At 71.1% G+C, this 18,914-nt stretch carries 20 protein-coding genes; 19 read left to right on the forward strand and 1 reads right to left on the reverse strand.

What is annotated here, in order from left to right:
• Positions 1-110: 110 nt before the first annotated feature.
• From IF11_RS0107590 to IF11_RS0107670, 18 genes are all read left to right on the forward strand, one after another.
• Positions 111-1,436 carry a helix-turn-helix domain-containing protein gene (locus tag IF11_RS0107590; RefSeq protein ID WP_078490523.1) on the forward strand — a complete coding sequence of 442 codons (1,326 nt, stop codon included), beginning with the start codon at positions 111-113 and terminating at the stop codon, positions 1,434-1,436.
• Between the two features lie 116 nt (positions 1,437-1,552).
• Positions 1,553-2,080 carry a GNAT family N-acetyltransferase gene (locus IF11_RS0107595; protein WP_030350681.1) on the forward strand — a complete coding sequence of 176 codons (528 nt, stop codon included), beginning with the start codon at positions 1,553-1,555 and terminating at the stop codon, positions 2,078-2,080.
• A 121-nt stretch (positions 2,081-2,201) separates the two neighbouring features.
• Positions 2,202-2,285 (forward strand): putative leader peptide, encoded by an 84-nt coding sequence (locus tag IF11_RS42895; protein ID WP_326614601.1) that lies wholly within the window; start codon positions 2,202-2,204, stop codon positions 2,283-2,285.
• Positions 2,286-2,425: 140 nt separating this feature from the next.
• Positions 2,426-4,123 carry a nitrite/sulfite reductase gene (locus tag IF11_RS0107600; RefSeq protein WP_030350682.1) on the forward strand — a complete coding sequence of 566 codons (1,698 nt, stop codon included), beginning with the start codon at positions 2,426-2,428 and terminating at the stop codon, positions 4,121-4,123.
• The gene (locus IF11_RS41230) at positions 4,120-4,296 is read left to right on the forward strand and encodes a hypothetical protein (protein WP_165371890.1); all 177 of its coding nucleotides are present in this window, start codon (positions 4,120-4,122) and stop codon (positions 4,294-4,296) included. Before IF11_RS0107600 ends, IF11_RS41230 begins: the two co-directional genes overlap by 4 nt.
• On the forward strand, positions 4,293-4,994 hold the full coding sequence (locus tag IF11_RS0107605; protein ID WP_030350683.1) for a phosphoadenylyl-sulfate reductase: 702 nt from the start codon (positions 4,293-4,295) through the stop codon (positions 4,992-4,994). Before IF11_RS41230 ends, IF11_RS0107605 begins: the two co-directional genes overlap by 4 nt.
• Positions 4,991-5,623: an adenylyl-sulfate kinase gene (gene cysC / locus IF11_RS0107610; protein ID WP_420894570.1), complete on the forward strand. Its 633-nt coding sequence runs from the start codon at positions 4,991-4,993 to the stop codon at positions 5,621-5,623. The genes IF11_RS0107605 and cysC overlap by 4 nt, the downstream gene beginning before the upstream one ends.
• Complete coding sequence (gene cysD / locus IF11_RS0107615) at positions 5,620-6,558, forward strand: sulfate adenylyltransferase subunit CysD (RefSeq protein ID WP_030350685.1); 939 nt, start codon at positions 5,620-5,622, stop codon at positions 6,556-6,558. The genes cysC and cysD overlap by 4 nt, the downstream gene beginning before the upstream one ends.
• A 2-nt stretch (positions 6,559-6,560) precedes the next feature.
• Positions 6,561-7,976: a sulfate adenylyltransferase subunit 1 gene (locus IF11_RS0107620; protein WP_030350686.1), complete on the forward strand. Its 1,416-nt coding sequence runs from the start codon at positions 6,561-6,563 to the stop codon at positions 7,974-7,976.
• A gap of 255 nt (positions 7,977-8,231) precedes the next feature.
• Positions 8,232-9,344 (forward strand): aliphatic sulfonate ABC transporter substrate-binding protein, encoded by a 1,113-nt coding sequence (locus IF11_RS0107630; RefSeq protein WP_030350688.1) that lies wholly within the window; start codon positions 8,232-8,234, stop codon positions 9,342-9,344.
• Positions 9,345-9,390: 46 nt separating this feature from the next.
• Positions 9,391-10,182 (forward strand): ABC transporter ATP-binding protein, encoded by a 792-nt coding sequence (locus IF11_RS0107635; RefSeq protein ID WP_030350689.1) that lies wholly within the window; start codon positions 9,391-9,393, stop codon positions 10,180-10,182.
• Positions 10,169-11,110, forward strand: coding sequence for an ABC transporter permease (locus tag IF11_RS0107640; protein WP_030350690.1), 942 nt, complete (start codon positions 10,169-10,171; stop codon positions 11,108-11,110). The genes IF11_RS0107635 and IF11_RS0107640 overlap by 14 nt, the downstream gene beginning before the upstream one ends.
• Before the next feature lie 58 nt (positions 11,111-11,168).
• Positions 11,169-11,942, forward strand: coding sequence for a sirohydrochlorin chelatase (locus IF11_RS0107645; RefSeq protein ID WP_030350691.1), 774 nt, complete (start codon positions 11,169-11,171; stop codon positions 11,940-11,942).
• Positions 11,943-12,079: 137 nt separating this feature from the next.
• A complete protein-coding gene (locus IF11_RS0107650) occupies positions 12,080-12,697 on the forward strand; it encodes an RNA polymerase sigma factor (protein ID WP_030350692.1) in 618 nt (205 codons plus the stop codon).
• On the forward strand, positions 12,694-13,452 hold the full coding sequence (locus IF11_RS0107655) for a hypothetical protein (RefSeq protein WP_030350693.1): 759 nt from the start codon (positions 12,694-12,696) through the stop codon (positions 13,450-13,452). Before IF11_RS0107650 ends, IF11_RS0107655 begins: the two co-directional genes overlap by 4 nt.
• Before the next feature lie 100 nt (positions 13,453-13,552).
• On the forward strand, positions 13,553-14,356 hold the full coding sequence (locus IF11_RS37690) for a DUF4253 domain-containing protein (RefSeq protein ID WP_051745624.1): 804 nt from the start codon (positions 13,553-13,555) through the stop codon (positions 14,354-14,356).
• 121 nt (positions 14,357-14,477) lie between these two features.
• The gene (locus IF11_RS0107665) at positions 14,478-17,198 is read left to right on the forward strand and encodes an FG-GAP-like repeat-containing protein (RefSeq protein WP_030350695.1); all 2,721 of its coding nucleotides are present in this window, start codon (positions 14,478-14,480) and stop codon (positions 17,196-17,198) included.
• A 132-nt stretch (positions 17,199-17,330) separates the two neighbouring features.
• Entirely contained in the window at positions 17,331-17,597 is a 267-nt protein-coding gene (locus IF11_RS0107670; RefSeq protein WP_030350696.1) for a DUF1876 domain-containing protein, read from the forward strand.
• Between the two features lie 41 nt (positions 17,598-17,638).
• Here the strand turns inward: IF11_RS0107670 and IF11_RS0107675 are convergent, their stop codons facing one another.
• The gene (locus IF11_RS0107675) at positions 17,639-18,091 is read right to left on the reverse strand and encodes an Lrp/AsnC family transcriptional regulator (RefSeq protein ID WP_030350697.1); all 453 of its coding nucleotides are present in this window, start codon (positions 18,089-18,091) and stop codon (positions 17,639-17,641) included.
• Positions 18,092-18,202: 111 nt separating this feature from the next.
• Between IF11_RS0107675 and IF11_RS0107680 the strand changes: the two genes are divergently transcribed.
• Positions 18,203-18,820: a LysE family translocator gene (locus IF11_RS0107680; protein WP_030350698.1), complete on the forward strand. Its 618-nt coding sequence runs from the start codon at positions 18,203-18,205 to the stop codon at positions 18,818-18,820.
• Positions 18,821-18,914: the final 94 nt, after the last annotated feature.

Genomic DNA, 18,914 nt, shown 5'->3' on the forward strand with positions numbered 1-18,914 from the left:
CCCTGGCCTGCTTTTACTTTCACGCACTCGCCCGTGGTCCGCCAGAGTTGCAGGCCGTTGCAAGCGGGTGCGCTGGACATCCGAAGCACCGCAGGTGACCCGGGGGCCCGATGAAGGACGTACCGCTGAAGGACAAGGACACACCTCTGCACGACGTGCCGCTCGATCTGGCACGGCTCATGGCCATGGACGGTGCGCGGGCCACTCGCCTGCTGCACCGCGTACGGGACGCCGCGCTCGCGGGTGAGCCGCCGCCGGTGGCTCCCCGGCCGGTGATCGAGGCGTCCTGGCGGCGGATGCTCGGGATCGGGCTGGATCCCGAGCGGTCCGCGAGCGGTGCGCTGCTGGAGCCGGACGAGCTGGAGCAGCGCAGACGTGCCTCCGCGCTGAGCGAGGCGATGGACACGCTCAGCGGCTCGCTCCGGGAGATCGTCCACTCCTCGCGCCAGGTGATGGTGGTGACCGACGACGACGGGCGGGTGCTGTGGCGGGAGGGCGCCGTCCCCGTGCTGCGGCAGGCGGACGGCATCAGGCTCGAAGAGGGCGCCGCCTGGTCCGAGCGGGCCATGGGGACCAATGCGATAGGTACGGCGCTGGCCCTGGGCCGGCCGGTGCAGGTCCACTCGGCCGAGCATTTCGTGAGTGAACTGCACACCTGGACCTGCGCGGCGTCGCCGGTGCACGATCCGCGCGACGGGCGGATGCTGGGTGTGGTCGATGTGAGCGGCCCGGCGAAGGGCTTCCATCCGACGACGCTGGCGCTGGTCAGCTCCGTCGCCCGGCTCGCGGAGAGCGAGCTGCGCCAGCGGCACGGCCGGGCCGTGGAGCGGCTGCGTTCGGTGGCGGCGCCGATCATGTGCCGGCTGGGGGGCCGCGCCCTGGCGGTCGACCCTCATGGCTGGACGGCGGCGGTGACGGGCATGCCGCCGGTGGACCGGCTGCCGCTGCCGAAGACGCTGCGGGCCGGCCGACTGTGGCAGCCCTCGCTGGGGATGTGCTCGGTCGAGCCGCTGCCGGGCGGCTGGCTCATACAGGTGGACGAGGAGTGTCCGCCCACCGAGACGCCGAGCCGGGTGGTGCTGGACCTGAGCCGGCCCCGGCGCTGGTCGGTCGCGGTGTCCGGGTCGGCGGGCAGCTGGGCGCAGGAGCTGACCCCGCGCCATGCCGAGCTGCTGTACATCCTGGCGGTGCACCGGGCCGGCCGCAGCGCTGCGGAGCTGGCCGGCGATGTCTTCGGGGACCCGACCAGGACGGTGACCGTACGGGCCGAGATGTCGCGGGTGCGGCGCCATCTGTCGGGTGTGCTGGCGCACCGGCCCTACCGCTTCAGCGAGGAGGTCGAGGTGGAGGTCGTACGGCCCGAGGACTCCGCCGATCTGCTGCCGCACTCGACTGCCCCGGCGGTGCTCGGCGCGCGGCGGCTGCCCTGTCCGTGAAGGAATCCGTGAAGGAATCCATGAAGGAATCCGTGACGGCGTCCGGGACGGCGGTGGGGCCGGGCGGCACGGGGTCGCGTCCCGGTGTGTTCGGGCGGCGTGGTTTTCTGGCCGGTATGAGCATCTCCGTGACCACCTGGTCCCTGGAACAGACCTCGCCCGACGATCTGCGGCCCGCCGCCGCGCCCCCCGGCGAGGTGCGGATCGTACGGGCGGAGGTGCCGTCGGCGGAGTTCAGCCGGTTCCTGTACACGGCCGTCGGCGACGATGTGAGCTGGCGAGACCGGCTCTCGCTGACGCGGGAGCAGTGGCAGGAGACCATCGCCGCGCCCGGGGTGGAGACGTGGGTGGCGTACGAGCGGGGCACCCCGGCGGGATACATCGAGCTGGCGGCGCAGGACGGGGCCACGGTCGAGATCGTGTACTTCGGGCTGATCCCCGCCTTCCGGGGCCGGCGTATCGGCGGCCATCTGCTGTCGTACGGGGTGGCCAGGGCCTGGGATCTGGCCGAACGGTGGCCGGGGACGGAGCCGACCAAGCGGGTCTGGCTGCACACCTGCTCGAAGGACGGGCCGCACGCGATGGACAACTATCTGCGCCGGGGCTTCCGGCTCTTCGACACCAAGATCGAGGAGGAGTCGTAGAGCAGGCTCTAAACCCTCCCGGCCCGTGACGGGCGCCACACTGTCTCGCGATATGGGACGACTGAGTCCACATAATGGATAGCAGTGGACTGCCCAGAGATCTGCGTGACACGCTTCCGTCATGTCCCGAGCTGGAATTGCCTTGGTGAGTCGGCTGCACGTCGACCTCGGCCGCATGTCCAGCGCCATCTGTCCGGCGGGCTGAGAGTCCCAGCACCGCCGCGATTCAGCGCCCTCCCGCTCTCCCCGACTGTCTCTCTGATTCCTTGCCGCGCACCGCCGCGCCCACGCGCGAGTGTGCGGCTCAGAGCCGCCCTCCTGCATGTCTCGAAGGACGTATCCGCCATGGCCGCCACCCCGGAACAGCCCTCCAGCGCCACGCCACGCCGCAAGGTGAGCCGTCACCGCGGCGAGGGCCAGTGGGCCGTGGGTCACTTCACTCCGCTCAACGGCAATGAGCAGTTCAAGAAGGACGACGACGGCCTCAATGTGCGCGCGCGCATCGAGAACGTCTACTCCAAGGCCGGGTTCGACTCGATCGACCCCAATGATCTGCGCGGCAGGATGCGCTGGTGGGGTCTCTACACCCAGCGCAAGCCCGGGATCGACGGCGGCAAGACCGCGATCCTGGAGCCGGAGGAGCTGGACGACGAGTACTTCATGCTGCGGGTACGGATCGACGGCGGCCGGCTGACCACCGAGCAGCTGCGGGTCATCGGCGAGATCTCGCAGGAGTTCGCGCGCGGGACGGCCGACATCACCGACCGGCAGAACATCCAGTACCACTGGATCCGGATCGAGGACGTGCCGGAGATCTGGAACCGGCTCGAAGCGGTGGGGCTCTCCACGACCGAGGCGTGCGGTGACACCCCCCGCGTGATCCTCGGTTCGCCGGTGGCCGGTATCGCCGAGGACGAGATCATCGACGGCACGCCGGCGATCGACGAGATCCAGCGCCGGATCATCGGCAACCCCGACTTCTCCAATCTGCCGCGCAAGTTCAAGTCCGCGATCTCCGGGTCGCCGTCGCTGGACGTGGCGCACGAGATCAACGACATCGCGTTCGTCGGGGTCGACCACCCGGAGCACGGGCCCGGTTTCGACCTCTGGGTGGGCGGCGGACTCTCCACCAACCCCAAGATCGGCCAGCGGCTCGGTGCCTGGGTGCCGCTCGACGAGGTCCCGGACGTCTACACCGGTGTCATCTCGGTCTTCCGTGACTACGGCTACCGCCGGCTGCGCACCCGCGCCCGGCTGAAGTTCCTGCTCGCCGACTGGGGCGCGGAGAAGTTCCGCCGGATCCTGGAGGAGGAGTACCTCAAGCGCGAGCTGATCGACGGCCCCGCGCCCGAGCAGCCCGTACACCGCTGGCGGGACCACGTCGGGGTGCACCGGCAGCGCGACGGTCTCTTCTACGTCGGATTCGCACCGCGCGTCGGCCGGGTCGACGGCGCCACGCTGACGAAGATCGCCGAGCTGGCGGCGGCGCACGGCTCGGGCCGGCTGCGGACCACCGCCGAGCAGAAGATGATCGTCCTCGATGTGGCGGAGGACCGGATCGACTCGCTGGTGGCCGGTCTGGAGGCGCTGGACCTGCGGGTCAGTCCGTCACCGTTCCGGCGCGGCACGATGGCCTGCACCGGTATCGAGTTCTGCAAGCTGGCGATCGTCGAGACCAAGCGGCGCGGTGCCACGCTCATCGACGAACTGGAGCGCCGTATCCCGGAGTTCGACGAGCCGATCACGATCAACATCAACGGCTGCCCGAACGCCTGCGCCCGTATCCAGACCGCGGACATCGGTCTCAAGGGCCAGCTGATGCTGGACAAGGACGGCAATCAGGTCGAGGGCTTCCAGGTGCATCTGGGCGGCGCGCTGGGCCTGGAGGCCGGATTCGGCCGTAAGGTCCGCGGTCTGAAGGTCACCTCCGAGGAGCTGCCCGACTATGTCGAGCGGGTGCTCGGGCGCTTCCAGAAGGAGCGCGAGGACGGCGAGCGCTTCGCCAGCTGGGCGGCGCGCGCGTCGGAGGAGGCGCTGTCGTGAGCGAGCGCGCGGCACCCTTCTACTGCCCGTACTGCGGTGACGAGGACCTGCGTCCGAACGAACAGGGCCATGGCGCCTGGGAATGCGCGGCATGCAATCGCGCCTTCCAGTTGAAGTTCCTCGGGCTGCTGTCCCGTGGACTCCAACGGAGCGATGGAGGCGAAGAGATATGACGGCACGGACGGAGACCGACGATCCCCGGGCCCTCGCCGAGCGTGCGGGCCGGGCGCTCGAAGACGCCTCGGCCCTGGAGATCCTCACCTGGGCCGTCGACACCTTCGGCGCGCGGTTCTGTGTGACGTCCTCGATGGAGGACGCGGTGGTCGCCCATCTCGCCTCCCGGGTACGGCCCGGTGTCGATGTGGTCTTCCTCGACACCGGCTACCACTTCCCCGAGACCCTCGGCACCCGGGACGCGGTGGAGGCGGTGATGGACGTCCGTCTCATCACGCTCACCCCGCGCAGGACCGTCGCCGAGCAGGACGCGGAGCACGGCCCCCGGCTGCATGACCGCGACCCCGATCTGTGCTGCGCCCTGCGCAAGGTCGCGCCCTTGGAGGAGGGCCTGGCGGAATACGACGCCTGGGCCACCGGACTGCGCCGCGACGAGTCCCCGACCCGGGCCAACACCCCGGTCGTGGGCTGGGACGAGAAGCGCGGCAAGGTCAAGATCTCCCCGATCGCCCGGTGGACGCAGGACGATGTGGACGCGTATGTCGCCGAGCACGGAGTGCTCACCAACCCGCTGCTGATGGACGGTTACGCCTCCGTAGGCTGTGCCCCCTGCACCCGCCGGGTGCTGGAGGGCGAGGACGCGCGCGCCGGCCGCTGGGCCGGACGCGCCAAGACCGAGTGCGGGCTGCACGGATGACGGGCCGTCAGGAGGAGGGGCGTTCGAGCGTGCCGGAGACGACAGGGACATCGGGGATACCGGGGACAGCGACGACCGGCACGGCGGGGACAACGGAGCGGGGCGCCACGGTCTGGCTCACCGGACTGCCGAGCGCGGGCAAGACGACCATCGCGAACGCGCTGGCGGACCGGCTCCGCGCGGAGGGCCACCGCGTCGAGGTGCTCGACGGCGACGAGATCCGGGAGTTCCTCTCCGCGGGCCTCGGCTTCAGCCGCGAGGACCGGCACACGAATGTGCAGCGCATCGGCTTCGTCGCCGAGCTGCTCGCGTCGAACGGCGTCAAGGCGCTGGTGCCGGTGATCGCACCGTACGCGGACAGCCGTGAGGCGGTGCGCAAGCGCCATCAGTCCGAGGGCACCGGATATCTGGAGGTGCATGTGGCCACGCCGGTCGAGGTGTGCTCCGTACGCGATGTGAAGGGGCTGTACGCCAAGCAGGCGGCCGGCGAGATCTCCGGGCTGACCGGGGTGGACGACCCCTACGAGGCGCCGGACTCGCCCGATCTGCGGATCGAGTCGCACACCCAGTCCGTACCGGAGTCCGCCGCCGCGCTCCACGCGCTGCTCGCCGAGAGGGGTCTCGCGTGACCACCACCGTCGCCGCCGTCACCGAGGGTACGGACGCCCCGTACGCGCTGAGCCATCTGGACGCCCTGGAGTCCGAGGCGGTGCATATCTTCCGCGAGGTGGCGGGCGAGTTCGAGCGGCCGGTGATCCTCTTCTCCGGCGGCAAGGACTCGATCGTCATGCTCCATCTGGCGCTGAAGGCGTTCGCGCCCGCGCCGGTGCCGTTCTCACTGCTCCATGTCGACACCGGGCACAACTTCCCCGAGGTGCTCGAATACCGCGACCGCACGGTGGCCGCGCACGGACTGCGGCTGCATGTCGCGTCCGTACAGGAGTACATCGACGCGGGGAAGCTGCGCGAGCGGCCCGACGGCACCCGTAACCCGCTCCAGACCGTGCCGCTCACGGAGAAGATCCAGGCCGAGCGGTTCGACGCGGTCTTCGGCGGTGGCCGGCGCGACGAGGAGAAGGCCCGCGCCAAGGAGCGGGTGTTCTCGCTGCGCGACGAGTTCTCGCAGTGGGACCCGCGCCGTCAGCGGCCCGAGCTGTGGCACCTCTACAACGGCCGGCACGCCCCCGGCGAGCATGTCCGGGTCTTCCCGCTCTCCAACTGGACCGAGCTGGACGTCTGGCAGTACATCGCCCGCGAGGGGATCGAGCTCCCGGAGATCTACTTCGCGCACGAGCGGGAGGTCTTCCGGCGCAGTGGCATGTGGCTGACCGCCGGGGAGTGGGGCGGGCCCAAGGAGTCCGAGACCGTCGAGAAGCGCCTGGTGCGCTACCGCACGGTCGGTGACATGTCCTGCACGGGCGCCGTCGACTCCGACGCCACCACGCTCGACGCGGTGATCGCCGAGATCGCCGCCTCCCGGCTCACCGAGCGCGGCGCGACCCGCGCCGACGACAAGATGTCCGAGGCCGCGATGGAAGACCGCAAGCGCGAGGGGTACTTCTAGCCATGACGAGCACGAGCAACATCGCCGCGGAGCAGTTCGCGGAGGGGCTGCCGGCCACCACACTGCTGCGGTTCGCCACCGCGGGCTCCGTCGACGACGGCAAGTCCACGCTCGTCGGCAGGCTGCTGCACGACTCCAAGTCGGTGCTGACCGACCAGTTGGAGGCCGTCGAGCACGCCTCCCGCAGCCGCGGCCAGGAGGCACCGGACCTGGCGCTGCTCACGGACGGGCTGCGGGCCGAGCGCGAGCAGGGCATCACGATCGATGTCGCCTACCGCTACTTCGCCACGCCCCGGCGGCGGTTCATCCTCGCCGACACCCCCGGGCATGTGCAGTACACCCGGAACATGGTGACCGGAGCCTCCACCGCCGAGCTGGCCGTGGTGCTCGTGGACGCCCGTAACGGTGTGGTCGAGCAGACCCGTCGCCATGCAGCGGTGGCCGCCCTGCTACGGGTCCCGCATGTGGTCCTGGCCGTCAACAAGATGGACCTCGTCGGGTACGCGGAGCCCGTCTTCGCCGCGATCGCCGAGGAGTTCACGGCGTACGCGGCCTCCCTGGGCGTCCCGGGCTGGGGGTCTGGGGGGAACCCCCGGGAAAATTGGTGCACCGCGATCCCGATCTCCGCGCTCGCCGGTGACAATGTCGTGGAGCCGTCCGCGCACATGGACTGGTACGGCGGCCCGACCGTGCTGGAGTATCTGGAGACCGTCCCGGTCAGCCATGACCTGGCCGACTGCCCCGCGCGCTTCCCGGTGCAGTACGTGATCCGCCCGCAGAGCGCCGAGCACCCCGACTACCGCGGCTACGCGGGCCAGATCGCCTCCGGGGTGCTGCGCGTCGGCGACCCGGTGACCGTCCTGCCCTCGGGCCGTACGAGCACGATCGAGGGCATCGACGCGCTCGGCGTCGGCGCGGGCGCGGGCACCACCGTGGACCTCGCCTGGGCGCCGCAGTCCGTGACGGTCCGGCTCGCCGACGACATCGACGTCTCGCGCGGCGATCTGATCGCGCCCACCGCGCAGCTGCCCGCCACGACCCAGGATGTCGAGGCGACGGTCTGCCATGTCGCCGACCAGCCGCTGACCGTGGGGCAGCGGGTGCTGCTGAAGCACACCACCCGTACGGTCAAGGCGATCGTGAAGGACATCCCGTCCCGGCTGACGCTGGACGATCTCTCCCAGCACCCGGCCCCCGGACAGCTGGTCGCCAATGACATCGGGCGGGTGAAGGTCCGTACCGCCGAGCCGCTCGCGCTCGACAGCTACGCCGACTCCCGGCACACCGGCTCCTTCCTGCTGATCGACCCCGCCGACGGTACGACGCTGAGCGCCGGCATGGCGGGCGACGCCTTCGCCGACGCGGCCACCGCGCCCGACGCGGCCCCGGCCGCCGGCGAAGAAGGCTGGGACTTCTGATGGCGCTGACGGTCTACGACGTCTTCGCGACGTTCGCGAAGGAGGGCGGCCGGGTGGGCAGCGGCGCCCTCGGCGCGGGAACGGGCGGGGTGGCGCGATGTGCGCGATGACGTACGCGCACCGCATGCGCGCCCGCACCCCCCACCCGCCGTACCCGTACGACCCGTTCCGCCGAAGACCTGCCGACTTCCCGGCCGCGCCCCCGACTCCGTAGAAAAGGGCGTGAGCACCGGGCCAACGAGAGGAACCCCTCCCGTGCCTGTCTCCCGCACCACCGCCCGCCGCGGACTCGCCCTCGTGGCCGCACTGCCGCTGCTCGCCGTCGCGCTCACCTCCTGCGGCTACGGCTCCGAGGCGGACAAGAGCGACAGCGCCGCCGTCCCGGCCGCCAAGGGCAAGGCGCTCTCCGCCGACACGGTGAAGATCGGTTACTTCCCGAACCTCACCCACGCGACCGCCCTGGTCGGGATCCAGGAGGGTCTCTTCCAGAAGGAGCTGGGCGGTACGAAGGTGGCGCCCTCGACCTTCAACGCGGGCCCCTCCGAGATCGAGGCGCTCAACGCGCGCAGCATCGACATCGGCTTCATCGGCCCCTCGCCGGCCATCAACGGCTACACCCAGACCGGCGGCAAGAGCCTGCGCATCATCGGCGGCTCCGCGTCGGGCGGGGTGAAGCTCGTCGTCAACCCGGCGAAAATCAAGACCCTGGACGACGTCAAGGGCAAGAAGATCGCCACCCCGCAGCTGGGCAACACGCAGGACGTGGCGTTCCTCAACTGGATCTCCGAGAAGGGCTGGAAGGTCGACGCCCAGTCCGGCAAGGGCGATGTCTCCGTCGTCCGTACGGACAACAAGATCACCCCGGACGCCTACAAGTCCGGTTCCGTCGACGGCGCCTGGGTGCCGGAGCCGACCGCGTCCAAGCTGGTCGCGGAGGGCGCCAAGGTACTGCTCGACGAGTCGGACCTGTGGCCGGACAAGAAGTTCGTGATCACGAACATCATCGTGTCGCAGACGTTCCTCAGCGAGCACCCGGACGTGGTCGAGGCCGTGCTGCGCGGCTCGGTGAAGACCAACGAGTGGATCAACGCGAACGAGGAGAAGGCGAAGGCGTCCGCCAACCAGGCGCTGAAGACGCTCTCCGGCAAGGCGCTGCCGCCCGAGGTCCTCGACCCGGCGTGGCAGTCGATCCAGATCACCAATGACCCGCTGGCCGCGACGCTCCAGGCGGAGGCCGATCACGCGGTCAAGGCCGGACTGCTCAAGAAGCCGGACCTGAACGGCATTTACGACCTGGGGCCCCTCAACAAGGTGCTCAAGGCCGCCGGTCAGCCCGAGGTGGCCGACGCCGGTCTCGGCGTCAAGTAAGCCCAGGACCCGGACCGTATCCACCCGTTCCCAGGAGGTGACGACCATGGCCACAACCTTCGCCAAGGCCGCCGAGAGCACCCCGGCGGTGGACCACGCCGCCCGTATCGCGCATGTCTCGAAGTCCTTCGTGACACCGGCCGGGCAGCAGCTCGTCCTGGACGACATCACGCTCGATGTCGCACCGGGCGAGTTCGTCACCCTCCTGGGAGCCTCGGGGTGCGGTAAGTCGACCCTGCTCAATCTGGTCGCGGGGCTCGACCGGCCGTCCGCCGGGTCCATCGAGACCCCCGGCGGCCGGCCCGCCCTGATGTTCCAGGAGCACGCGCTGTTCCCGTGGCTGACCGCGGGCAAGAACATCGAGCTGGCGCTGCGGCTGCGCGGCGTGCCCAAGCAGGAGCGGCGCGGCGAGGCGGAGCGGCTGCTCGGTCTCGTACGGCTGGAGGGCTCGTACGGCAAGCGGGTGCACGAACTGTCCGGCGGGATGCGGCAGCGGGTCGCGCTGGCCCGCGCGCTCGCCCAGGACAGCCGGCTCCTGCTGATGGACGAGCCGTTCGCGGCGCTCGACGCGATCACCCGGGACGTCCTGCACGACGAGCTGACCCGTATCTGGCACGAGACGGGCTTGTCGGTCCTCTTCGTCACGCACAACGTGCGCGAGGCGGTACGGCTCGCGCAGCGCGTCGTCCTGCTGTCGTCGCGCCCCGGCCGGGTGGCCCGTGAGTGGCGGGTGGACATCCCGCAGCCGCGCCGTATCGAGGACAGCGCCGTCGCGGAGTTGTCCGTCGAGATCACCGAAGAACTGCGTGGGGAGATCCGCCGCCATGGCCAGCACTGAGACGACGCGGAAGGACACGTCGCCCAAGGGCACGTCGCCGGGGGACGCCTCACCGGAGGACGTCTCGCCGCACGGCGACATGGCCGGCCTGGAGGCCGGGCTCGACGCGCTGGACACCGTACAGACCGGGCGTACGCCGCTGCGCCGGACGCTCGTCCAGAAAGTGCTGCCGCCCGTCGTCGCCATCGCGCTGGTGCTGGTGGTGTGGCAGCTGCTCGTCTGGGCCAAGGTCACCGACGACTACAAGCTCCCCTCGCCCGGCGCGGTGTGGGCCGAGGTGTCCGACGCCTGGGCGCAGGGCACCCTGCTCGGCTATATCTGGACCAGTGTGTCGCGCGGTCTGCTGGGCTTCCTGCTGGCGCTGGTGATCGGCACGCCGCTCGGACTGCTGGTCGCCCGGGTGAAGTTCGTCCGCGCGGCCATCGGCCCGATCCTCTCCGGACTCCAGTCGCTGCCGTCGGTGGCCTGGGTGCCGCCGGCCGTGATCTGGCTGGGGCTCAACGACTCGATGATGTACGCGGTCATTCTGCTCGGCGCGGTCCCCTCGATCGCCAACGGCCTGGTCTCCGGCGTCGATCAGGTGCCGCCGCTCTTCCTGCGGGCCGGGCGTACGCTCGGCGCCACCGGGCTGCGCGGTACCTGGCACATCGTCATGCCGGCCGCGCTGCCCGGTTATCTGGCCGGGCTGAAGCAGGGCTGGGCGTTCTCCTGGCGCTCGCTCATGGCCGCGGAGATCATCGCGTCCTCGCCCGATCTCGGTGTGGGGCTCGGGCAGTTGCTGGAGAACGGCCGTACGGTCGGCAGTATGCCGATGGTGTTCCTCGCCATCTTCCTGATCCTGATCGTCGGTATCGCCATCGACCTGCTGATCTTCAGTCCGCTGGAGCGTCGGGTGCTGCGCGGCCGTGGTCTCCTGGTGAAGAGCTGATCCCATGCACCACACGCACCACTCGCACTCCAGGCACCCCAGACACTCCAGGCACCTCATGGACCACGCGCACCCTCCTGTACTGCTGGTCATCGCCCACGGCAGCCGCGACCCCCGGCATGCCGCGACCGTGCACGCCCTCGCCGGGCGGCTGCGGTCGCTGCGGCCGGGGCTGCGCGTGGAGACCGGCTTCCTGGACTTCAACGCCCCGTCCGTGCCCCAGCTGCTGGACCGGCTGGCGCTGGAGGACGTACGGGACGTGATCGCCCTGCCGCTGCTGCTGACGCGCGCCTTCCACGCCAAGTCCGACATCCCGGCGGTGCTGCGCGAGGCCTCGGCCCGCCACCCGCTGCTGCGGATCCGGCAGGCCGAGGTGCTCGGCCCCTCGGCGCTGCTGACGGTCGCGCTGGAGCGGCGGCTGTACGAGGCGGGGCTCACCCCCGCCGACAAGGGCTCGACCGGGGTCGTCCTGGCCTCGGCGGGCTCCTCCGACCCGGAGGCGATCGCAGTGATCGCTGAAATCGCGCGGGAGTGGCGGCACACCGGTTGGTGCGCCGTGCGGCCTGCGTTCGCCTCCGCATCACTCCCCCGTACCGAGGACGCGGTGCGCGCGCTGCGCGCGGAGGGCGTACGGCGGGTCGCCGTCGCGCCGTACGTCATCGCCCCCGGCTTCCTGCCGGACCGCATCGCGGCCGGTGCCCGGGAGGGCGGCGCGGAGGTGCTGGCCGGGGTGCTGGGCGCCGCCCCCGAGCTGGCACGGCTGCTGCTGCGCCGTTACGACGAGAGGGCGGCGGCCCCGGAACGCATCACACCGCTGGCGCGTCCCGCGTAGCCACGCCGCCCAGTGACGGGCCGGGTCCTGTGGGGTTCGCGGGGACCCTGTGACATTCCTGTGCTCGCGCGCGCTGATCATCATGAGAGGCAGTGGCACGGGGGGGACTGTGCCGTACCGGCACGGATAGGGAAGCTTTGAAACAGGCAGGCGAGGGCCGCCGCGCCCACCAGCACGACGAGGAACTGGGGGCGGCGGTCGCGCGTGCCCAGGAGGGGGACGAGGCCGCCTTCGCCATCGCGTACCGTCTGGTCCAGCCCGGACTGCTCGGTTATGTGCGCGGGCTGGTCGGAGACGAGGCGGAGGATGTGGCGGCCGACGCATGGCTGGAGATCGCCCGCGATCTGGGGCGCTTCCGCGGCGACGGCGCGGGCTTCCGGGGCTGGACGGCGACCATCGCCCGGCACCGCGCGCTCGACCATCTGCGCCGGCAGAAGTCCCGGCCGCGCCCTTCCGCCTTCGAGCAGGATTTACTCGAACTCCCCGGCACCCACAGCACCCAGGACGAGGCGTTCGAAACCATCTCGACCCAGCAGGCGCTCGCGCTGATCGCCGAACTGCCCCGGGACCAGGCGGAGGCGGTACTGCTCCGTGTCGTCGTCGGACTCAACGGTCCCGCCGCCGCCCGGGTCCTGGCCAAGCGTCCGGGCGCCGTACGGACAGCCGCGTACCGCGGTCTCAAACGGCTGGCGCAGCGACTGCGCATACCGACTGTGACGGATGAGTCCTCTCCCACGCTGGGGAAGTCAAGATGAACACACACCAGTCGGGCGGCACGGGCGGTACGGGCGGCGCACCGCACGAACCGTCCGTCGAGGACATCCTCGCCGCCGCCGTACGCGCGGAATCCCCCGCCCACGAGTCACAGGACCAGGCCCTCGCGGCCTTCCGCGCCGCCCGCGACGCCGGGGCGCTCACCGCACGCACCCGCCGCAGGGACGACTGGCGCCCGCACCGCCCCCGGCGGTTCACCGCACGCGCCTGGCGCGCCACGGCGGGCGCGCTCCTCGCGAGCCTCACCCTCGGCGGGGTGGCCGTCGCCACGTTCGGCGTCCCCCACGTCCCCGGCCGCCCCGCCAAGAGTCCGGAGAGTCCCCCGCCGAGTACCGCTTCGCCCCCCGCCTCCTCCACCGGCTCCGGGACGCCCGGACAACAGACCGGCGAGTCCACGCCGTCGTCCTCCGCGCCGGCCCCGTCCGTCAGCGCCTCACCCGACGACACCCCGCGGGGCTCCCCTCCCCGGTCGAGGTCCACCGAGGTGCACTGCCGCAACTTCGAGAAGGTCACCGGCCGGGGCAACGCCCTGAACGCGACGGCCTGGCAGCGCCTCGTCCAGGCGGCGGGCGGCGAGGAGCACGTACCGGCGTACTGCGCCGCCCTCCTGGGGTACACGCCCTCCCCGGAGCCCACACCGGAGAAGACGCCGGAGAAGACCCCGGAAAACAAGCCGGAGGACGAGACCGGGAAGGGCCCGGCCGAGAACGGCAAGGGGCAGCAGCAGACCTCCTGAGAACGGCCCCGAGGTGACGGTTCGGGACCGCCCCGCGCTGGGTCATTCGGGCAACCGGACGAAAGGGGAACCCAGTGCGTACGAGAACGAGGCGGGGCGCGTGACGGGCCCGGCGCCGGACTGGGCCGCCGGCTTAGCCGGTTCACCGCACGCGCTGCCACCGGGCCGGTTCATCCTCCGCGACGGAACGGAACGTTCCGCTGAGGAGGCCGACGAGGCCGACGACTGCGTGATGTGGCTCTCCGACGAGCCCGTCGACGACATCGTCCGCTGGTGGGGCGCGGCCCAGGAGCGGCAGGACGAGACGGGCCTGCGGCCGGTGTTCGTGGGATGGCCGGACATCGGCCCGGCTCCGGGCGCGAGCGCCGATGCCGACGCCATCGACGGGGAGGAGTGGCTGGCGACGTCGTGGGAGGAGTACCGACAGACCCGGTACAAGCCCCGGTACGACCCCGGTCCACCGTACGAGTCATGGCCAGGACTCGCCCCGGCACCGGCGAGGATCCCCGACCCGGAGGCCGCGGCCCGGCGTGCTGTCGCCGACACCTGCCCCCGGCTGCCGCAAGGACGCCAGCACCTGGGCCTGGTCGCCGCCGCGCGCAGCGCCGACATCCCGGCGGTGGCCGGCTGGCCCGGCTCGGCGAACCATATTCGCCCCGCCGCGCTGTCGGCCGTTCTGCGCACCTGGGAGGACCGGTTCGGCGCGCGGGTGCTCGGGATGACGGGGTCGATGCTCTACGTCTCCGTAGCGGCACCGCCGACCGGCCCCGAGCAGTCCGTGCACATGGCGCTGGAGCATCTGCTGCTCTGCCCCGCCAACATCTACCAGAGCTTCAGCGAGACGTTCCCGCGGTATGCCGTGCAACTGCGCGACGAGCCCGTCTGGTCGTTCTGGTGGGACTGAGTGACATGGGTCACTCCTTCCCCTGGTGACGTTCGGGCGGGGGCGCGCGCTGGGTGAGCCATGGCCCGTCCATCGTTCATGACGGCGCGCCGCATCGTGACAGCAACCGAGGGGTGGGGCATTGAGCCCGCGTACGTCGCACGCGTATCGACCACTGAGTATCAAACGCCGGGCCTGGCTGACCATCGGCGCCGTCGTACTGGGGGGCGCGGGGGTGGTGACCTATGCCGTCGCCACCCCTTCCGGTGACCGTCCGGCGCCGGGCGCCAGAGCCGCGTCCGTGCGGACTCTGAAGCTTGACGGCCAGGGAACGGACCGGCGGAATCTGCCCAAGAAGGAGACCCAGCGGTTCAGCGCGGTACTGCTGACCTGGCCCGATGCCGAGGCAGAGCTCAAGGGCAGGGCGGAGGTGCGGTCCCGGGATCTCGCGACGGGCGAGTGGTCGGGCTGGCAGCCCCTGCCGGACGACCCGTTCTCCGCGGACGGCGCCGAGGGCGAGCGTGCCGTCACCCGCGGCGGAACCGCCTCGGTGTGGACCGGTGACTCGGACGGGGTGGAAGTGCGCGTGGTGGCCGAGGACGGCTCCACGGCCTCCGCCCTGCCGGCCGGGATGGACGTCAAGCTCCTCGACCCCGGTACGGACCCGAAGGGCGGGAAGCCGCTCGCCGCCGCGCCCGCCGCGTACGCGGAGGAGACCACGCCCGCCGCGACCCCGACCGACAGCACCGCACCGACCGACAGCACTACACCGTCCGACCCGCCATCCCCCGCCGAATCGGCGCCCCCGTCCGAGTCCCCCTCCGCACCGGCTTCGCCGAGCGCCTCCGCCTCCCCCGGCGACACCGTCCCGCCGTCCCCCTCGCCGTCGGAGACCGTGCCGGCGCCCCGCCCCTCGACCGTCGTCAAGCCTCCGGTCATCTCCCAGGCGCGGTGGGGCGCCTCCACGGACTACGACGGCACCCCCACGTACGGCCAGGAGATCAAGGCGGCCGTCGTCCACCACACGGGCGTCGACAGCGACAACGGGGTCTCCTGCGCCCAGTCGCGTGCCCGGCTGCGCACCATCCAGCAGGACCATTTCGCGCGCGGCTACTACGACATCGGCTACAACTTCGTCGTCGACCGCTGCGGGCAGATCTTCGAGGGCCGCAGCGGAGGCATGGATCTCCCGGTGACCGGCGCCCACGACATCGGTTTCAACACCAACACGGTCGGCGTCTCGTACATCGGCAACACCGAGAAGCTGAAGCCGACCCGGGCGGGTCTCGACGCCATCGCCCGGGTCGTCGCCTGGAAGTTCGGCATGTACGGCATCAGCCCGACCGGGACGGTGGCGCTCACCTCGGGTTCGGACAAGGGCGTTGACGGCAATCTCGTCGCCAAGGGCACCTCGGTCACGCTGCCGCGGGTCTTCGGCCACCGCGACACCAACGCCACCGCCTGCCCCGGCGCGGGTCTCTACGCGAAGCTGCCGCTGATCCGCACCCTGGCGGCGACCCCCGGTATCTCGCACGCGCTCGCCACCTCGGACGTGACCGGCGACGGGGTGCCCGACCTGGTGGCCGGCACCCCGGGTGTCTCGGGCGGCGGGTCGCTCACGCTCGTACCCGGCGGCGCGGACGGCCCCGTGGCGTCCCTGAAGAAGACCCTCACCCAGAGCAGCTCCGGGGTGCCCGGCACCTCGGAGACCGGCGACGAGTTCGGCAGTTCCCCCGCGTACGGTGATGTGAACGGCGACGGATACGCGGACCTGGCGATCGGCTCCCCGGGCGAGGACGACACCACCGGCCACGCCGACGCCGGAGCGGTCACGGTCCTGTACGGCCCGAATCTCAGCTCCGGTACGTCCTACACCACCGCCACCGCCACCCGCGCCGCGGGCGAGAAGCTCGGTACGGCCGTCTCGGTCGCCGACTTCAACGCCGACGGCAGGGCCGACATCTTCTCCGTCGCTCCCGGCAAGCCCGGTCGCTGGTGGTCCTACGACTCCAAGTCCGGTGCGGCGAAGTCCGGTTACCTGAACACCTCGGCGTACACCTCGTCCGTCGCGTACGCGGACACCACGACCGGCGACTTCAACCGCGACGGCTACGCGGACGCCGCCGTCACCTTCCGCGATCCCGGCGGCGTCGGGCGCGTCCTGTGGCTCAAGGGCTCGGCCACCGGTCTCCAGCGCGTGGGCATCCTGGCCGCGAAGGGCGGCAGGTCGATCGCCTCGGGCGACATCAACGGCGACGGCATCAGCGACCTCGTGGTGGGCCAGCCGTCCTCCACCGAGTCCGGCACCACCGCCAAGGGCGGCGCGGTGACAATGATCAAGGGCGCCACGTCCGGTCTGACATCGACCGGCGCGATCACCCTGCACCAGGACTCCACCGGCGTCCCCGGCACCGGCGAGACGGGCGACGATCTCGGCGCTTCGGTCGCCGTGGGCGACTACAACCTCGACGGTTACGACGACGTACTGGCCGGCGCCCCGAACGAGGACATCACCCGCGACGGTGCGTCCCGTACGGACGCGGGAACCGCGCTCCTGTTCCGGGGCAGCGCCACCGGCATGACCGGCACCGGCGCGCTCTCGTACTCGCAGGACACGACCGACATCGCCGGTGCCACCGAGTCCGGCGACCGGCTCGCCTCGTCCGTCGTCCTGCACGATCTCTCCGGCTTCGGCCGCGCCGATCTCGCGATCGGGGCGGACGGCGAGGACGGCGGCGACGGAGTCATCCTGCAGCTGGACAGCGGGAGCGCGGGCATCTCGGCGAAGGGCGGCGTCTACTACAGCCGCTCCAACCTGGGCACCCCGGCGACCGCGCGCCTCGGCCGGACGCTGGCTCCGTAGGGGCTGTCTGTCAGGCGGACAGGGGTCCCCGCGGGCCGGAGAACCGGCCCGCGGGGACCCCTGCCGGTACCGTTCGGCCCTATTCACGGCGCGCGTCCGTCCGGAGACTCGGAAGAGCGGAAGGTGATAGCCATGGAATCCAAGGACTGGACCGTGCAGATCCACATCACAGAAGAGGGTGACGAGACCAAGGCCGATGCCATCCTGACCACCCAGGACACCTCACGTCTCGCGGGCAGAGGCATGGCCCGGCGCAATCCGATCGACCGGACCGTACCCGAGATAGGCGACGAACTCGCCGCCAGCCGCGCGCTGGAGGATCTGGCCATCCGCCTGCACGATGTCGCCTCCGACGACATCGTCGAGCTGGCCGGCCCCGCGGACTCCTCCCGAAAGTGACACCGCCCGGCCAACCCAGCGGCGGTGTCCGCGGAGAGCGGTTACTCGGGCAGTGGGCGGTCGTCGACGACGTGCTTCATGACGAGGGTCGAGGTCAGGCGCTGAACGCCGGGCAGGACGGCCAACCGCTGGTCGTAGAGCCGCTGGAAGGCGGCCAGGTCGGTGGTGGCCACGCGCAGGAGGTAGTCGGGTTCGCCGAACAGACGCTGGGCCTGGATGACGTGCGGGACGGCGGCCACGGCCTGTTCGAACGTGGTGACGGTGTCGCGGTCCTCCCAGCGCAGGGTGGCGAAGACGAGGGCCTCGAAGTTCAGGCCGATGGCCGCCGGGTCCACGACGGCGCGGTAGCCGCGGATCGCGCCCGCGCGTTCGAGGTCGCGTACGCGTCGGTGGCAGGGCGAGACGCTCAGCTTCACGCGGGCGGCCAGCTCGGTCACCGTAAGGCGGCCGTCCACTTGCAGCTCGGCAAGAATCTTCCGGTCCAAGGCATCCATGCGGAAGATTCTCCCTCTCATCGCTGGCTCTCGGGGTAAAGACGGAAACATTTTCGGGCAGATCGGACGTAATCTTTCCTCTCCTGTCGAAGAACGGAGAGGGATCGGTCCATGGACCCGACCACGCTGGCGGCCTTCCTGGCAGTGGATCTTCTGCTGGTGTTCACCCCCGGCGCGGACTGGGCCTATGCGATCGCGGCGGGACTGCGGGACCGGTCGGTCGTTCCCGCGGTCGCCGGGCTGATAGCCGGATACGCCGGTTACACCCTGCTCGCCGTGGCCGGCCTGGTGGTGATCGTCGCAAGCTCGGCGAGCCTGCTGACCGCGCTGACCGTTCTCGGGGCCGCCTACCTGATGTGGCTCGGCTGGAACGTCCTGGCCCGGCCGGCCGGGCTGAGCGCGTCCACGGAGGCGGTGGCCTCCTCCCGTCGGCAGATCATGCTCAAGGGCGCGGGGATCAGCGGTCTGAACCCCAAGGCGCTGTTGCTGTACTTCTCGCTGTTCCCCCAGTTCATCGACCCCGGAGGCAGCTGGCCCGTCGCCGCCCAGACGGGTCTGCTGGGCACGCTCCACATGACCAGTTGCGCGATCGTCTACCTCGCCGTCGGCGTGCTCGCCCGCACCGTGCTGAAGACGCGGCCCTCAGCGGCCCGTGCGGTGACCCGTGCCTCCGGTGCCATGATGATCGCCATCGGCGGCTTCCTCCTCGTGGAACGCCTGACCCGCTGACGGACGGAAGGAGAGCACGTGGAAAACCCGGCACGGCAGGAGCAGGTGAGCCCCGAGGTGCGGGATCGCGTCCGGGCCAGCTTCGAGCGCCAGG

The organism is Streptomyces scopuliridis RB72, assembly GCF_000718095.1.
GTDB classification, from domain to species: domain Bacteria; phylum Actinomycetota; class Actinomycetes; order Streptomycetales; family Streptomycetaceae; genus Streptomyces; species Streptomyces scopuliridis.

Excerpts from the sequence above, each read along its gene's own strand:
- IF11_RS0107590 (WP_078490523.1), top strand. The coding sequence starts at position 111 with ATGAAGGACGTACCGCTGAAGGACAAGGACACACCTCTGCACGACGTG.
- IF11_RS0107595 (WP_030350681.1), top strand. The coding sequence starts at position 1,553 with ATGAGCATCTCCGTGACCACCTGGTCCCTGGAACAGACCTCGCCCGAC.
- IF11_RS42895 (WP_326614601.1), top strand. The coding sequence starts at position 2,202 with ATGTCCCGAGCTGGAATTGCCTTGGTGAGTCGGCTGCACGTCGACCTC.
- IF11_RS0107600 (WP_030350682.1), top strand. The coding sequence starts at position 2,426 with ATGGCCGCCACCCCGGAACAGCCCTCCAGCGCCACGCCACGCCGCAAG.
- IF11_RS0107605 (WP_030350683.1), top strand. The coding sequence starts at position 4,293 with ATGACGGCACGGACGGAGACCGACGATCCCCGGGCCCTCGCCGAGCGT.
- cysC (WP_420894570.1), top strand. The coding sequence starts at position 4,991 with ATGACGGGCCGTCAGGAGGAGGGGCGTTCGAGCGTGCCGGAGACGACA.
- IF11_RS0107620 (WP_030350686.1), top strand. The coding sequence starts at position 6,561 with ATGACGAGCACGAGCAACATCGCCGCGGAGCAGTTCGCGGAGGGGCTG.
- IF11_RS0107635 (WP_030350689.1), top strand. The coding sequence starts at position 9,391 with ATGGCCACAACCTTCGCCAAGGCCGCCGAGAGCACCCCGGCGGTGGAC.
- IF11_RS0107640 (WP_030350690.1), top strand. The coding sequence starts at position 10,169 with ATGGCCAGCACTGAGACGACGCGGAAGGACACGTCGCCCAAGGGCACG.
- IF11_RS0107645 (WP_030350691.1), top strand. The coding sequence starts at position 11,169 with ATGGACCACGCGCACCCTCCTGTACTGCTGGTCATCGCCCACGGCAGC.
- IF11_RS0107655 (WP_030350693.1), top strand. The coding sequence starts at position 12,694 with ATGAACACACACCAGTCGGGCGGCACGGGCGGTACGGGCGGCGCACCG.
- IF11_RS0107670 (WP_030350696.1), top strand. The coding sequence starts at position 17,331 with ATGGAATCCAAGGACTGGACCGTGCAGATCCACATCACAGAAGAGGGT.
- IF11_RS0107675 (WP_030350697.1), bottom strand. The coding sequence starts at position 18,091 with ATGGATGCCTTGGACCGGAAGATTCTTGCCGAGCTGCAAGTGGACGGC.
- IF11_RS0107680 (WP_030350698.1), top strand. The coding sequence starts at position 18,203 with ATGGACCCGACCACGCTGGCGGCCTTCCTGGCAGTGGATCTTCTGCTG.